Source organism: Ralstonia sp. RL (assembly GCF_001683835.1).
GTDB lineage: Bacteria > Pseudomonadota > Gammaproteobacteria > Burkholderiales > Burkholderiaceae > Ralstonia > Ralstonia mannitolilytica.
Genome location: NZ_LWRX01000115.1, coordinates 68,740 through 83,171, shown reverse-complemented (window position 1 = coordinate 83,171; position 14,432 = coordinate 68,740). Strand labels below are relative to the sequence as shown.

Genomic DNA, 14,432 nt, shown 5'->3' with positions numbered 1-14,432 from the left:
CATGAACTGGGACAACGCCCGCTTTTTCCTGGCCGTGGCGCGCACCGGCACGCTGCGCGGCGCGGCACAGCGGCTGTGCGTCGATCAGGCCACGGTCGGCCGCCGCGTTGCGGGACTGGAAGAAGAGCTGTCGGCCAAGTTGTTCCTGCGGACATCCACCGCGCTGGTTCTGACGCCCGCCGGCGAGGCGCTGCTGGCCCCGGCCGAGGCGATGGAGCAAGCCGCGCACGCCATCGAGCGCCGCGTGGCCGGCATCGACGCGCAGCTCGCCGGCACCATCCGCGTGGCCACCACCGACACCATGGCCGCCACCTTCGTGCTGCCGGCCATTGCGCAGCTGCGGCAGCGGCATCCGGGTATCGACGTGGTGTGCATGGCCTCCAAGAGCATCGCCAACCTGACCAAGCGCGAGGCCGACGTGGCGGTGCGCACGCTGCGCCCGGACGCGCCCGACCTCATCGCCCGGCGTATCGGACACATGGAAACGGGCGTCTACGCAAGCCGAGGCTACGTCGCCGCGCGCGGCGAGCCCGAAGAGGGAAGCGCCTTTGCGGGCCACGACCTCGTGCTTTACCCGCGCAACGAAGTGCCATGGATGTGGGACGACCTCTGCGGCGAGCCCATCACGCGCGGCCGGGTCGTGCTGCAGAGCAATTCGGCGACCGCACTCATCGAGGCGGTGGCCGCGGGCATGGGGATCACCGAACTGGTATGCCGCCGTGCCGAGGCCTATCCGCAACTCGTGCGTGTTCTGCCGAACCGCCGCAGCATGCAGGACGTGTGGCTCGTCACGCATGCCGATCTGCACAAGACCGCGCGCATCCGGGCGCTGATGGAGTGCATCGTCGAGGCCTTCGACGCGCTCAAGAAGACCGCTGCGCCGTAACGGGCCCGGTGGCGCAGCGGCGCAATCTGGGCTAGCTGATGAAAGCGACCGGCACCGGATCCTCGCCGAGCGCCGACAGCAGCACCGCCCAGTGCATGGCTTCGTCGCCCATGATGCTGGCCGCAGCCTTGGTCAGCTCACGCGTATGGAAATTGGGCATCACGCCCATGTAGGCGGACGTCGCGCCCTTCTCGAGCCCGGCGGCAAAGCGCAGGACATCGGCCTGCGTCTTCAACTGGCTGATCGGGAAGTTGTATTCCGACACCTTCTTGTCCATGACCGGCGTGCCACCCAGCTTGGAAACGGTGTCCGCGAGCACGGCGGCGTGCGCCTTGTGATGGCCCTGGAACTTCACCGCCGTCGCCAGCACCGGCTTTTGCAGCAGCCCGCTCTCCGCCCCCACCTGGTATGCGGCGATGGCTTGGTACTCCAGCCCGAGCGCCACGTTGAGGATGTTGATGTCGTCTTTCACGCTGCCCGACTGCGTCTGCGCCCAGGCTGGCATCGAGCGCCCCAGCGTCACCGCCGCCAGCGAACCCAGCGCCATCAGCCCCGGCGCGCGCAGCAGTACGCGGCGGCGTGCGTCCATGCGCGGTGTATCGGTATCGAGCAGATCCCGCTCTTTCGTCGTATCCATGGTTGGACTCCTGTGCTTTCGTGGAGGAAGCGGCCCACGGGATGCGGGCCGGCGGCGTTTTATCCACCGCCTGCCCGCTTATACGGAGCGCAGTCGCCACTGGATGCAAAACCTCCCGACCTCATCGTGAATTGCCCCACGACGCCGGATTCTTCCTACACTTCGTGCAGGACACACCACAACGCCGCCCCGTGCTCACCTTCCAGCGCACCGCCGCAGACCACGCAGCCGAAAACGCCAGCGCACCAGCGGCGGCCGCAACCGGACGCCCGCAGGGAAGCGAGGCCGACGAACTGGCCGCCCTGCTGCAGCGCATCGGCCTGGGCGAGCGCGATGCGCTGCGTGCGCTCTATGCGCGATGCGCGCCGAAACTGTTCGGGCTCGCGCTGCGTATCTTGGTCAGGAAGGATTGGGCCGAGGACGTCTTGCAGGAAAGTTTCGTCAACATCTGGCGCCACGCCGGCGACTACCGCCCGCACTTGGCCGCCCCCATGACGTGGATGACCACCATCGTGCGCAACCGCGCGCTGGACTGCCTGCGCCGCCAGCATGCAGAGCGGGTGCAGGAATCCGTACCGCTGGATGCGTCGTACGCCGACGTACTGGCCGATCACGCGCCCGGTCCGGCTGACCTCGCGCTCGCTGGCCAGCAGGCACGGGCGCTCGCGGAATGCCTGAAGCGCCTGGACCCGCGGCAGCGTGAAGTCGTCACGCTGGCCTATCTGCGCGACCTGTCGCACACCGAGCTGGCCCAGGCACTCTCATTGCCGCTGGGCACCGTCAAATCGTGGATGCGGCGCAGCCTGGACCGCCTGCGCGCATGCCTCGGAGCGCCGTGATGGACCCTCGCCGCCACCCCGATCTCGTCGACAAGCTGGCCGCCGAATATGCGGTGGGCACGCTACGCGCGGGCGCCAGGCGGCGCTTCGAGCAGATCATTCGCCGTGACGACGCCGTGCGCGCGACCGTGGAGCGCTGGCAGCGCTATCTGGCGGATCTGCCGGCGCTGCAGCCCGCCACCGCGCCGCTGCCCGAGATTCTCTGCCGCGTGGAAGTGCAACTGGGCTGGCGCGACCCTCCACCGGCGCGCGAGCGATGGTGGCAACGGCTTTGGCAGGGCACGGGCTTCTGGCGCGCAGCGACGGCCGCCGCCGCGCTGGTTGCCGTCGTGGCCGTCGGGCTGAACCTGCGGCTGGCGCAGCAGTTGCGCGAGGCGCCCATTGCCGACGCTGTCGCCGTGCTGCAGGACGCACAGGCGCAGGCGGCCGTGCTCGTCACGTGGGACGCCCGGACCGGCATCCTGTCGCTCAAGCGACTCGACGCCACGCCGCTTTCCGGCGAGCAGGCCTTGCAGCTGTGGGCCCTGCCGCCCGGCGGGCATCCGCAGTCACTTGGGGTGATCGGGCACCAGCGCGCCGTCCGCTTGACGGTGCCGCAGCCGTTGCGGCAGGTCCCGGCCCTCGCCATCAGCGTGGAACCGCGTGGAGGCTCGCCCAATCCGGAGGGGCCGACGGGGCCGGTGGTCTTCAAGGGGGCGCTGATCGGCAGCACGCTGTAGGCACCCCAGCGGGCGGCCGGGAGACCCGGCGGGCGATATAATCGCGGTTTCCTGAATTTGCGGCCGAAGCGTTTGCCTGGCCGCCCTCCTCCCGCAGTCCGCCCATGACCTCCCAACTCGCCAAGAAGGCCGAAGCGTGGTCCGCCCGCTTTAACGAGCCGATGTCCGACCTCGTCAAGCGCTATACCGCGTCGGTGTTCTTCGACAAGCGCCTCGCGCTGTTCGACATCCAGGGCTCGCTCGCGCATGCGGCCATGCTCGCCAGGCAGGGCATCATCGCCGAAGCCGATCGCGCCGCCATCGAACAGGGCATGGCGCAGATCCGCCAGGAGATCGAATCCGGCGCGTTCGAGTGGAAGCTGGACCTGGAAGACGTGCATCTGAACATCGAAGCGCGCCTGACCGCGCTGGTGGGCGACGCCGGCAAGCGCCTGCACACGGGCCGCTCGCGCAACGACCAGGTCGCCACCGACATCCGCCTGTGGCTGCGCAGCGAGATCGACAACATCGTCGGTCTGCTCAAGGCCCTGCGCAGCGCGCTGCTGGACTTGGCGGAGCAACACACCAACACCATCGTCCCGGGCTTCACGCACCTGCAGGTCGCGCAACCGGTGGTGTTCGGCCACCACCTGCTGGCCTACGTCGAGATGTTCACGCGCGACACCGAGCGCATGCTCGACGCCCGCAAGCGCGTCAACCGCCTGCCGCTGGGCGCCGCCGCGCTGGCCGGCACGAGCTACCCGATCGACCGCGAATTCGTCGCCCAGCAACTCGGCTTTGACGGTGTGTGCCGCAACTCGCTCGACGCCGTATCGGACCGCGACTTTGCCATCGAATTCTGCGCCGCCGCCGCGCTCATCATGACGCACATCTCGCGCTTCTCTGAAGAGCTGGTGCTGTGGATGAGCCCGCGCGTGGGCTTCATCGACATTGCAGACCGCTTCTGCACCGGCAGCTCGATCATGCCGCAGAAGAAGAACCCCGACGTGCCCGAACTCGCACGCGGCAAGACCGGCCGCGTCAACGGCCACCTGATCGGCCTGCTTACGCTGATGAAGGGCCAGCCGCTGGCGTACAACAAGGACAACCAGGAAGACAAGGAACCGCTGTTCGACACCGTCGATACCGTGGTCGACACGCTGCGCATCTTTGCCGACATGGTGCCGGGCATCACTGTCAAGGCCGACGCCATGCGTGCCGCCGCGTTGCAGGGCTATGCCACCGCCACAGACCTCGCCGACTACCTCGTCAAGCGCGGCCTCCCCTTCCGCGATGCACACGAAGCCGTGGCCCACGCCGTGCGCGCCTGCGACGACCTGCGCTGCGACCTGGCCGACTTGAGCGTTGCGCAGCTGCGCGACATCAGCGGCCTGGGCGACAAGGCCGATCTGATCAGCGACGATGTGCACGCCGTGCTGACGCTGGAAGGTTCGGTCGCTTCGCGCAACCACATCGGCGGGACCGCGCCGGAGCAGGTCAAACAGGCCATTGCGTTTGCGCGCGCTGCACTGGCTGAATAGTCCGCTGCACGCTTCAAACAAAAACGCCGCGCTGATTCAGCGCGGTTTTTTTTGCCCCTGCCTTTACAGCGGGCAATTTCCTAAGGCACCACTCCACGACGCGCGGCATCGCTGTTTCCGGTGCTACCGCCGTTGCCCGCCATTGGCGCCCCCCATCTTCTGGCGCCACCCAATAACGCGACACAAATCTTGACGTGATTGCGCAGAAATAGTTGGGAAAATCACCTGCTCCCCGCATTACTTCGAACGCCATTGGCGGCATGTCGAATAGCAAAAAATCACAACGCCATCGCGGACATAAGGAGATGTACCAATGCGCGCATTGAAAAAACACGTCCCACACCTGTACACCACCATCCAGTGGCTCGCGCCGTTTCTGGTGATGGGGTGGATCGTCAGCTGTCTCGACAACAAGACCACTGTCGAGATTACCGGCTACGACCACATGCACAAGCGCGCGATCCTGTGGTTCACCGTCAATGACGCCAGTGGTCCCAACCTGTTTCCGGAAAGCGGTGGTGGAGCGAGAAAGAAACCATGCAGCGCATGTGCGCTTTAAATGCCCTGCTCCCCAAGAGCCACATACCGTCTTGCGATGGGAACCTCTTCGTCGGCATGTTCTTTGACGGCACCGGCAACAACGAAGATGAAGATTACAAGAAGCACCGGGGCGACCCGCGCCATCAAAAGCACAGCAATGTGGTTCGCCTCTACCACGCTTATCCAGACTTGAAGGAGAAGAAAGGAACGGATGCTTATTACCGTTACTACATTCCTGGCGTCGGCACGCCGTTCGACAAGGTGGGCGACGACGGCACGGTTATTCCCGGTGTTCCCAATCCGCTTGGATCCGCCGCGGGCTGGGGTGGCGCACCGCGAATCTTTTGGGGGCTGATACAAGTACTCAACGCTATCCATCGTTACTTCCACGAAAGCGGCCTCATTTCCGAAAGCGAAGCTAAAGACCTATGCAACCCACTGAGCTTCTCCCCCACGAACTTCGCCAAGCGGTTTTCTGTTTCGGCAAACCCCTTCCACGCATTGCTCAACACACAGCAGACGTTGAACTACAAAAGACGGCTTCGCGAACTGAAAGACGTTTACCAGGCGCGGCTCAAGACAAAAATCCGTGGCCAGAAGCCAGAGCTGCGGCTCATTAACCTGAGTGTGTTCGGCTTCTCGCGCGGCGCGGCAGAAGCACGTGCGTTCGTCAACTGGCTCTACGAGTTGTGCGAACAGAAGGACGGCGGCTGGCTCTTTGCTGGCATCCCGCTGCGGATACAGTTCCTGGGCATCTTCGACACAGTGGCGTCGGTAGGGCTGGCGGGCTTGTACCCGATTACAGAAGGCAGGCAAGACTGGGCCGACGACAACATGCAGATCCACCCGGCGGTGGAGCGATGTCTGCATCTGGTGGCGGGCCATGAAATCCGTGCCTGTTTCCCGCTCGACTCCGTGCGCGTCGATAGCAAGTATCCGCCCAACTGCAAGGAGTATGTGTTTCCCGGCTCACACTCCGACGTGGGCGGCGGGTACATGCCGCTGGCGCTAGGCAAGGCCGATTGGAGCCGCGACGGCAAAAACACCGATCTCCAACTCGCTCGCGTGCCGGGTTTTGAGATGTACTGTGCAGCGCTTGCGGCCGGTGTGCCGTTCTACTCGCCAGAAGAGCTTGCTGAGAGAAGGGAGCAACATATCTTTGACGCGTTAGCACCTTCTAAAGCCACCCTTGACGCCCTCGCCGCTTATTACCAGCACGCCAACATCCAACCCGGGCCGGTAGAAGAAATGGCACGTCAGCATCTGAGCTGGTACTTCAGCCACCGCTGGCAGCTGCTGGAAGCGGGCTTTCACAAAACGCCGCAGTACCAACGCGCTCGGGGCGAGCCCAACGCCGACCAAGGTAAGGACTTCCGGGGTGAGGCCACGTGGATGCTGCACACGCAGCGCGCACTCGTCCAAATGATTGCGGCATCCTGCCATCACCTCGAACAGCGCATGCAACTCAACCGAGAGGACGTCGAACAACGAGGCGAAGCGTTGAGGAGCCCATTCGAGTTGGGTGCGGCTGCAAAGAACGCGACCGCCCAATCGTGGCGCAGCCCGGCAGCGGCCATCTACCACGCCGTAAGACACCAAAGCGGCCCGATACTGGACGACGCGCGGCAACCCCACGCCGATGCCGTCGCCAAGCGTGCACCGGCCGTGCTCGCACGGTGGCGGCGGTGGCTCGCTGACAACATGTACCCGGAAGTGCGGAATGCCGACGCGCCCGAGCGAGACGTCATCCGGTTGTTGGAAGCTCTGCGCAGTCGCCCCGTTCCGGAAGCGATCGGCAACTTTTTCGATGCCTACGTGCATGACTCCATGGCTGGCTTCATCGGTTTCGGCATGCCTGAGTTCCAGCTGAATGGTTATGGGCTCGCGAAGTTCCGGCGAATCTACTTTGGAAATGCCGGGGACAAGATCATCCGTGACAGGATCAAGCATGAAAACGAACAGCGCATTGCCGAGGCGAGAGGCCAGCGCAACGAGGCTGCCGCCGCTCGGATGCCGCCACGCATTCCGCCAATGTCGGAGTGGTTTCGAAGCCTTTGAGTGCGGGAGTTCGCCGCCTGCAGACGCTCGGGCCCCTTCTCCGTCGCTTTCGCCAAACAAAAACGCCGCGCAATCTCTGCGCGGCGTTTTGTTTTTGTGCGGCTGAATCTCAGCGCACGCAGTCCACAAAGTACCCCATCTTGCCGTCGACTTCCTCTTCCACCAGCCCGTGGATGTCGGTCTCGAAGCCAGGGAACAGGCGGTTGAAGTCGCGCGCGAACTGCAGGTACTGCACGATCGTCTTGTTGAAGCGCTCGCCCGGAATCAGCAGCGGAATGCCCGGCGGATACGGCGTCAGCAGGATGGCGGTAATGCGGCCTTCCAGCTCGTCGATCGCCACGCGCTCAGTTTCGCGGTGCGCCATCTTGGCCCAGGCGTCGGACGGCTTCATCGCAGGCTCCATATTGGACAGGTACATCTCGGTCGTCACGCGCGCGACATCGTTGGCCTGGTAGACGCTGTGGATGCTGTCGCACAGCTCGCGCAGGCCGATGCGCTCGTACTGCGGATACTGGCGCACGAACTCCGGCAACACGCGCCACAGCGGCTGGTTGTTGTCGTAGTCGTCCTTGAACTGCTGCAGCTCGGTCACCATCGAGTTCCAGCGGCCCTTGGTGATGCCGATGGTGAACATGATGAAGAACGAGTACAGGCCGGTCTTCTCGACGATGATGCCGTGCTCGGCCAAGTAGCGCGTGACGATGGCGGCCGGGATGCCCGAGTCGCTGAACTTGCCGTCCACGTCGAGGCCCGGGGTGATGATCGTGGCCTTGATCGGGTCGAGCAGGTTGAAGTCTTCGGCCAGGTTGCCGAAGCCGTGCCAGCGGTCGTTGGCCTTGAGCATCCAGGCTTCGCGATCTTCGATGCCTTCGTCGGACAGATCGTTCGGGCCCCAGACCTTGAACCACCAGTCGTCGCCGCGGCCGTTGCCGCCATTCGCGCCCAGGTATTCGTGCTCGACCTTGCGCATGGCGCGGCGGAAGTCCAGCGCTTCGGCAATGCTCTCCTCCACCAGCGCGGTGCCGCCCGGCGCTTCCATCATCGCCGCGGCCACGTCGCACGAGGCAATGATCGAGTACTGCGGGCTCGTCGACGTATGCATGAGATACGCCTCGTTGAAGCGGTACGTATCGAGCTTGCGCGTCTCGGAATCCTGCACGAGGATCTGCGACGCCTGCGACAGACCGGCCAGCAGCTTGTGCGTACTCTGTGTGGCAAACACCAGCGCGTCCTTGCTGCGCGCGCGGCCGTGGCCGATGGCGTGCATGTCGCGGTAGAACGGGTGGAAGGCGGCGTGCGGCAGCCAGGCCTCGTCAAAGTGCAGCGTGTCGATCTCGGTCGACAGCATGTGCTTGATGCGCTCGGCGTTGTAGAGCACGCCGTCGTACGTGCCCTGCGTGATGGTCAGGATGCGCGGCTTCTTGTTCTTGGCCTGGCTGGCGAAGGGGTGGTCGGCGATCTTCTTGGCGATCGTCTCCGGCTCGAACTCGCTCTGCGGAATCGGGCCGATGATGCCGTAGTGGTTGCGCGTCGGCATCAGGAACACGGGAATCGCGCCCGTCATCATGATCGCGTGCAGGATCGACTTGTGGCAGTTGCGGTCCACCACGACGATGTCGCCGGGGGCCACGTTGGCGTGCCAGACCATCTTGTTCGACGTGGACGTACCGTTGGTCACGAAGAACATGTGGTCCGAGCCGAAGATGCGCGCGGCATTGCGCTCCGATGCTGCTACCGGGCCCGTGTGGTCGAGCAGCTGGCCGAGCTCTTCCACTGCGTTGCAGACGTCGGCGCGCAGCATGTTCTCGCCGAAGAACTGGTGGAACACCTGGCCGACGGGGCTCTTGAGGAACGCCACGCCACCCGAGTGCCCCGGGCAGTGCCACGAATACGAGCTGTCCTGCGCGTAGTCGATCAGCGCCTTGAAGAACGGCGGCGGCAGTGAATCGAGATAGTTGCGCGCTTCGCGGATGATGTGCCGGGCCACGAACTCCGGCGTGTCCTCGAACATGTGGATGAAGCCGTGCAGCTCGCGCAGGACATCGTTGGGCAGGTGGCGCGAGGTGCGCGTCTCGCCGTACAGGAAGATCGGGATGTCGGCATTGCGGCGGCGCACTTCGGCCACGAAGGCGCGCAGGTTCTCGACCGCTTCCGGCTCCGGCTTGTCGCTGTCCGGGTTGATGAACTCGTCGTCGTCGATCGAGACGATGAAGGTCGACGCGCGGCTCGACTGTTGTGCAAACGACGTCAGGTCACCGTAGCTGGTGAGGCCCGTGACCTCCATCCCTTCCTGCTCGATGGCCTGGGCCAGCGCGCGAATGCCCGACCCGGAGACGTTCTCGGAGCGGAAGTCCTCGTCGATGATGATGACGGGAAAGCGGAATTTCATCGTGGTTCCTTAATGCAGAAAGGCACCGCTCCGTAGGTCGGAAACGGAGAGAAAACTAGGTCTTGGGAAGCGTCACGCCGTGCTGGCCCTGGTATTTTCCACCGCGGTCCTTGTACGAGGTTTCGCATTCCTCGTCGCTCTCGAAGAACAGCACCTGCGCGCAGCCCTCGCCGGCGTAGATCTTGGCGGGCAGGGGCGTCGTGTTCGAGAACTCCAGCGTCACGTAGCCTTCCCATTCGGGTTCGAACGGCGTCACGTTGACGATGATCCCGCAACGCGCGTACGTGCTCTTGCCCAGACACACCGTCAGCACCGTGCGCGGGATGCGGAAGTACTCGACCGTGCGAGCGAGTGCGAAGGAGTTCGGCGGGATGATGCACACATCGCCCTTGAAGTCGACAAACGACTTCTCGTCGAAGTTCTTCGGATCGACGATGGTGCTGTTGATGTTGGTGAAGATCTTGAATTCGTCGGCGCAGCGGATGTCGTAGCCGTAGCTCGACGTGCCGTACGAGACGATGCGCCGGCCGTCTGCCTCGCGCACCTGACCGGGCTCGAACGGCTCGATCATGCCGTGCTGCTCGGCCATGCGGCGGATCCATTTGTCGGATTTGATGCTCATGGAGCGTCCAGATACCTTGGATGAACAAATGGGGGCAGCCTTCGCGGTGCGAAAACTGTCCCCATTTGGTCACGCCGGGTCGCAAGGTCGATGCCCGGTCCGCTTTGGAACGCGGATTGTACTCCCAAACCTGTGACGGAAAACCCCGGGCCGGGCGATGGCTTGCGCAGGGCTTACCCGCTGGAATTCACGGGCTGCGGCAGTTGGCCGCGCGCGCCGACCACCCCGGCCATCTCCGGTTCGGCCACAAAGCGCTCCGGTCCGGTATAGAGCAGAAAATGCCGGCCGGTGCATCGCGCAAACAGCGTGAGGTTCACCCGCTGTGCCATCTGGTAGCCCATCTGTGTGACACCCGAGCGCGACAGCAGGAACGGGATGCCCATCTGCGCGCCCTTGATGACCATTTCGGAGGTCAGGCGCCCGGTGGTGTAGAAGATCTTGTCGCCGCCTTCCATGCCGTCGAGCCACATGCGGCCGGCAATCGCGTCCACGGCATTGTGGCGGCCCACGTCTTCAATAAAGACGAGCAGCTCGCCGCGCGCATCGAACAGCGCGCAGCCATGCACGGAGCCCGCCTGCTTGTAGATCGACTGCTGCAGGCGGATGGTATCGACCACGCGGTACAGCGTTGTCTGCGTCATGCGCGCGTCGGGCCGCAGGTGGATGGCGTCCACTTCGTCCATCAGCGAGCCGAACACCGTGCCCTGCCCGCAGCCGGTCGTGACAGTGCGGCGCGCGGTCTTTTCGTCCAGGTCTGCAATGCCGGCGCGCGTGGTGACCGCCGCGGATTCGGTCTCCCAGTCGACCTGCACCGAGGCGATGTCCTCAATGCTTCCGATGAGGCGCTGGTTGCGCAGGTAGCCGAGCACCAGCGCCTCGGGGGCGGCGCCGAGCGTCATCAACGTCACGAGTTCGCGCTTGTCGAGGTAGACGGTGAGTGGCCGCTCGCCGGGAATGTGGACGGTGCGCGTACGGCCGAGCTCGTCGACGACGTCGACCTCATCGAGCAGCGGAACAGAAGCGTTGGTCAGGTAAGGGCGCAGCGGCATCGAATCGGGTTTCAAACAAAAATGCGCACGGCAGGCGTGCGCATTGGCATGCAGGCAATGCCCATCCGCAGATGGGCACGTGCTCCGGCGATCAGTTCGCCACGATCACGCCGCAGGCGATGCGCCCGCCGGAATTGCCGGTGGGCTGGGTCTTGTAGTCATCCTTGCCGGCATGCACGATCAGCGCATGGCCAACGAGGCTGGTCGGTCCCGGGGTCAGCGTCACGCCGGAGAGGACGATCGAGCCGACGGCCTTGCCGTTGGCGTCGGATTGGAGCATCGGGATGTCGCCGGCATGGTGCGCGCCGCTGCGCGGATCGCCATGCTGCTGGCCGGTCGGATTGAAGTGGCCGCCGGCGCTGTTGCCGTCCGGCGACGAGCAATCGCCCTTCTCGTGCACATGGAAACCGAACATGCCGTTGGCCGGCAGGCCCGAAATGTCCACGGCCATGGCAACCCGATTGTCGCCTTGTTGCACCAGCTTCACGCTGCCTTGCACGGTGCTGCCGCTCTTGGGCGCCAGCACGGCCGAAGCGGCCATGGCCGAGTCAGCCGTCCTGGCTGTCGAGCCGGTATTCGATGCACAGCCAGCCATCAGGCCCAGCACGGCAAGTCCAATCGCGAGTTGCTTCATGTGTCACCTCCAGTCAGGGTTCACTTGCGAGCAGACGATTGTACTGCCGGATGATGAACCCGCAACATCGGCAGCCGATCAGCCTTTTGCAGCGGGCGCCGGCGCGGCCGGCGCAGGCGCCACGAACGGCCCCGGATCCGCACACGGCGTGCCCGGCTGCGTAAGCGCGCCCTTGCCGCTGGCCCGATACGCCGCCGCCACCTTGTCTTGCGCCTTGCAAGTCTGGAATGCAGCCACCTTGTCGGTCCACGCTGCCTTGGCCTTGGCCAGCGCGGCCTGTGCCTGTTGCTCTTCTGTCAGGGCCGGCAGTTTTGCGAAAGCCAGCCCGCTCGCGAGACTCAGCAGGCTGGCCGCGACGGCCATACGTGCGGCGCGCGTCATCGCGGATGCATGCATGGTGAAGCTCCTTGAATCGATGGCGTCAGGATTTGACGGGATGCTCCGCCGCCGGGGGAGCGGGCGGCTGCGAGCGCTGCGCGGCAATCTTGCCGGCCTTGATGTCGTCGTACCAGAGCTCGTGGTGCTCCTTGGCCCAGGCCTCGTCGACATAGCCGTCGCGCATGGCCCGGTAGGCGCCTTCCATGCCGATCGTGCCGAGGTAGATATGGCCCAGCGACATGCACATCATGCCCACCGCCGCAATGGCGTGGATGATCTCGGCGAGTTGCATGGTGCTGCGGTAATAGTCGACGCCCGGGACGATGCGATCGAGCACCCAGCCCGACGCCGAGAGAATCAACCCGAATACGACCAGGCCGCCCCAGAACCAGAGCTTCTCGCCCGCATTGAAGCGATGCGACGGGACTTCGGCCCCGTGGTCGCCGGCAAACATGCCGCCCAGGCTCAGCAGCCATTTGAGGTCGCCGCGGCGCGGGAGGTTGTCGCGGACCCACATCACGAAGGCAACGGCGATGCTGACCGTAAACAACGGCCCGACCAGGTTGTGCAGGTTCTTCAGCACATACGTCAGCCAGCCGAACAGCTGGTGCCCCAGGACCGGCAGCAGGAAGTGCTTGCCCCACAGCATGACGATGCCAGACACGCCGAGCGTGACGAACGAGATCGCCATCGTCCAGTGGACGTAGCGTTCGGTGGGCGTGAAACGTTCGATCTTGCGGCCGGTGGGCGCTTCCTTCAGGCGGATCGTCCCCTTCCACAGGAAGAAGCCCAGGATGGCCAGCGGCACCAGCACCAGCAGCCAGCCGCCCCACACGGTGATGACGCCGTTGCGGAACAGACGCCATTTCTGGCCCGTGCGCTGGATCAGCACGCCGGCCTCGAGCCCGGGGATGCTGGCGTAGTGCGCCTGGTCCGAATTCACCTCGCGCCAGACGGGCGCATTGTTGCCGGGCTGCGTCGTGCGTCGCGCGGCCTGGTCCTGCGCTTCCTTGGCGAGATCACGCTTCTGCACGTCAAAGACGTTCTCCGAAACGATGTTGGAAAACGGCTGCGCCGGCTGCACGGCCGGATTGAGGGGTTGCGCGTTCGCTGCCGGCCCGCTGGCCGCTTGCTGCGCAACCGCCAGCGTGGCAGCTCCCCCCAACAGCACCGCCATCACAAGGTGTTTCCAGGACGTACCCATGGACAGACCTCCGCTTGCGCGCGTCATGGCGTCTTGTTGTACTCGTTCTGGTACTGGCCGCGCGCGCGGATCTGGTTCACCCAGCTCGTGCGGTCACCGGGCGTCCAGCCTTTGGCCACAAACGGATCGTCCTGCGCGCCCTTGTAGGCGGGAGCGTCGTCCTTGCGGTGCGATGCAAGGGCGGTTTGCGAGCGCTCGCCGCAAGCGCCGAGCAGCAGCACCGCGCCGAGCGCGATCAGCAGCCCCGTCGGTCGCGAAGGCATCTTGACGCGCGGGCTCATGATTGGGCTCCTGGCGTGGAAGCCGGTGCAGCGGGCGCAGGCTGGCCCGCCGGTGCCGCCTGACCGCCCTTACCCTGCGTGCCGCCGTAGGCCGTGCCCCATCCGAACAACTCCGCGCCCTTCCCGCGTTTCATGACACGGTTACGCAGGATGTCGGAAATGACATCGCCATCGCCGCCGAGCAGCGCCTTGGTCGAGCACATTTCCGCGCACAGCGGCAGCTTGCCTTCGGCCAGGCGGTTGCGGCCGTACTTTTCGAACTCTTCCTCGCTGCCGTTCTTCTCGGGGCCGCCCGCGCAGAACGTGCACTTGTCCATCTTGCCGCGCACGCCAAACGTGCCCTGGCTCGGGAACTGCGGCGCACCGAACGGGCACGCATACGAGCAGTAGCCGCAGCCGATGCAGACGTCCTTGTCGTGCAGCACCACGCCGTCTTCGGTGCGGTAGAAGCAGTCCACCGGGCAGACCGCCATGCACGGCGCATCGGAGCAATGCATGCACGCCACGGAGATGGATTTCTCCGCGCCGATCATGCCGTCGTTGATCGTGACCACGCGGCGCCGGTTCACGCCCCAGGGCACTTCGTGTTCGTTCTTGCAGGCCGTGGCGCAGGCGTTGCATTCGATGCAGCGCTCGCTGTCACAGATGAATTTCATGCGTGCCATGATCGCTCCCC

At 64.9% G+C, this 14,432-nt stretch carries 15 protein-coding genes; 6 read left to right on the top strand and 9 right to left on the bottom strand.

All coding sequences use genetic code 11. The annotated features are described in order from the left end of the window. Window position 1 precedes the first annotated feature (1 nt). On the top strand, window positions 2–886 hold the full coding sequence (locus A6M56_RS10650; protein WP_045787433.1) for a LysR family transcriptional regulator: 885 nt from the start codon (window positions 2–4) through the stop codon (window positions 884–886). Between the two features lie 31 nt (window positions 887–917). Here A6M56_RS10650 and A6M56_RS10645 read toward each other — a convergent pair whose 3' ends face one another. Next, complete coding sequence (locus A6M56_RS10645) at window positions 918–1,523, bottom strand: ferritin-like domain-containing protein (protein ID WP_062738286.1); 606 nt, start codon at window positions 1,521–1,523, stop codon at window positions 918–920. A 191-nt stretch (window positions 1,524–1,714) separates the two neighbouring features. On the opposite strand from A6M56_RS10645, the gene A6M56_RS10640 reads away from it, so the two are divergent. From A6M56_RS10640 to A6M56_RS10620, 5 genes are all read left to right on the top strand, one after another. Continuing rightward, window positions 1,715–2,362, top strand: a complete 648-nt coding sequence (locus A6M56_RS10640; RefSeq protein WP_062738285.1) for an RNA polymerase sigma factor — start codon at window positions 1,715–1,717, stop codon at window positions 2,360–2,362. After that, window positions 2,362–3,081, top strand: a complete 720-nt coding sequence (locus A6M56_RS10635) for an anti-sigma factor (RefSeq protein WP_045787436.1) — start codon at window positions 2,362–2,364, stop codon at window positions 3,079–3,081. Before A6M56_RS10640 ends, A6M56_RS10635 begins: the two co-directional genes overlap by 1 nt. Before the next feature lie 104 nt (window positions 3,082–3,185). After that, on the top strand, window positions 3,186–4,601 hold the full coding sequence (gene argH / locus A6M56_RS10630) for an argininosuccinate lyase (protein ID WP_062738283.1): 1,416 nt from the start codon (window positions 3,186–3,188) through the stop codon (window positions 4,599–4,601). A gap of 313 nt (window positions 4,602–4,914) precedes the next feature. Further along, window positions 4,915–5,160 (top strand): DUF3304 domain-containing protein, encoded by a 246-nt coding sequence (locus A6M56_RS10625; protein WP_102080031.1) that lies wholly within the window; start codon window positions 4,915–4,917, stop codon window positions 5,158–5,160. Continuing rightward, the gene (locus tag A6M56_RS10620; RefSeq protein WP_102080032.1) at window positions 5,139–7,199 is read left to right on the top strand and encodes a T6SS phospholipase effector Tle1-like catalytic domain-containing protein; all 2,061 of its coding nucleotides are present in this window, start codon (window positions 5,139–5,141) and stop codon (window positions 7,197–7,199) included. The genes A6M56_RS10625 and A6M56_RS10620 overlap by 22 nt, the downstream gene beginning before the upstream one ends. A gap of 109 nt (window positions 7,200–7,308) precedes the next feature. Here the strand turns inward: A6M56_RS10620 and A6M56_RS10615 are convergent, their stop codons facing one another. The 8 genes from A6M56_RS10615 to fdh3B form a co-directional block, all read right to left on the bottom strand. Then, entirely contained in the window at window positions 7,309–9,588 is a 2,280-nt protein-coding gene (locus A6M56_RS10615; RefSeq protein WP_045787438.1) for an arginine/lysine/ornithine decarboxylase, read from the bottom strand. A gap of 55 nt (window positions 9,589–9,643) precedes the next feature. Then, window positions 9,644–10,210 carry a dCTP deaminase gene (gene dcd / locus A6M56_RS10610; RefSeq protein WP_045787439.1) on the bottom strand — a complete coding sequence of 189 codons (567 nt, stop codon included), beginning with the start codon at window positions 10,208–10,210 and terminating at the stop codon, window positions 9,644–9,646. A 173-nt stretch (window positions 10,211–10,383) separates the two neighbouring features. Beyond that, window positions 10,384–11,259 (bottom strand): formate dehydrogenase accessory sulfurtransferase FdhD, encoded by an 876-nt coding sequence (locus A6M56_RS10605; protein WP_045787440.1) that lies wholly within the window; start codon window positions 11,257–11,259, stop codon window positions 10,384–10,386. A gap of 91 nt (window positions 11,260–11,350) precedes the next feature. Then, a complete protein-coding gene (locus tag A6M56_RS10600) occupies window positions 11,351–11,893 on the bottom strand; it encodes a superoxide dismutase family protein (protein ID WP_045787441.1) in 543 nt (180 codons plus the stop codon). A gap of 78 nt (window positions 11,894–11,971) precedes the next feature. Further along, entirely contained in the window at window positions 11,972–12,289 is a 318-nt protein-coding gene (locus A6M56_RS10595) for a hypothetical protein (protein ID WP_045787442.1), read from the bottom strand. Between the two features lie 25 nt (window positions 12,290–12,314). Continuing rightward, a complete protein-coding gene (locus A6M56_RS10590; RefSeq protein ID WP_102080033.1) occupies window positions 12,315–13,475 on the bottom strand; it encodes a formate dehydrogenase subunit gamma in 1,161 nt (386 codons plus the stop codon). Between the two features lie 23 nt (window positions 13,476–13,498). After that, window positions 13,499–13,738 (bottom strand): hypothetical protein, encoded by a 240-nt coding sequence (locus A6M56_RS10585; protein ID WP_045787916.1) that lies wholly within the window; start codon window positions 13,736–13,738, stop codon window positions 13,499–13,501. A gap of 14 nt (window positions 13,739–13,752) precedes the next feature. Then, a complete protein-coding gene (fdh3B, locus tag A6M56_RS10580) occupies window positions 13,753–14,421 on the bottom strand; it encodes a formate dehydrogenase FDH3 subunit beta (protein ID WP_045787444.1) in 669 nt (222 codons plus the stop codon). Window positions 14,422–14,432: the final 11 nt, after the last annotated feature.